1 protein-coding gene is annotated in these 708 nt (G+C 70.1%); it reads left to right on the forward strand.

Translation table 11 applies throughout. The features are described 5' to 3' along the window. Positions 1-670: FAD-binding oxidoreductase (locus tag JMF90_RS39280; RefSeq protein ID WP_201326572.1), on the forward strand; the 670-nt coding region annotated here is incomplete at its 5' end. Between the last annotated feature and the right edge of the window lie 38 nt (positions 671-708).

Genomic DNA, 708 nt, shown 5'->3' on the forward strand with positions numbered 1-708 from the left:
GACCAGTTTCCGGCTGCTCGACGGCGTCGGCATCCGGCTGCCGCAGCAGGCCGTGCGCGGCACCTGCATGCGCACCAACGTGCTGCCCGACGTGTCCGCGTCGACGATCTGGGGGCACGGTCTCGGCATCCGGCAGCGCAAGAACGGCGCGATCAACCTCGCCGACGACATGCAGGTCGACGTCGATCTGACGCTCGGCCACCTGCGCGGATTGAGCCTCTTCTGGCCGGAATTCTGGTCGCAGCGCGACAAATTCCGGCTGCACCTGAATGCGTCCGCCTGGCGCGACGTGTTCGCACGCATTGGCGGCGCGACCGGGCCGATCGAGCCGCGCGATCCGCAGCCGCAGCCGAATCGGGCGCATGCGCCGCGCGCGCTCGCGAAGCTCAAGGCAATCTTTCCCGCGCTGAAGGATGCGCAGATCGTCGAAGCGTGGGCCGGCCTGATCGACGTGCTGCCCGACGGCATCCCGGTGATCGATGCGCCGGGTACGCCGTCGGGGCTCGCGATTGCGACAGGGTTCTGCGGGCACGGCTTCGCGATGGGGCCGATCGTCGGCCGGCTGCTCGCCGAATGGATCGACACGGGCGCGCCGTCGCTCGACCTGTCGGCGTTTCGCGCGCGGCGGTTCGTCGACGGGACGATGGTGCGGCCGCGCAGCATGCTGTGACGGCCGGGCACACGCGTTCCCGTCGTAGAATCGAGCCC

It is taken from the genome of Burkholderia sp. E168m23, assembly GCF_016586125.1.
In the GTDB taxonomy this organism is placed as follows: domain Bacteria; phylum Pseudomonadota; class Gammaproteobacteria; order Burkholderiales; family Burkholderiaceae; genus Burkholderia; species Burkholderia orbicola.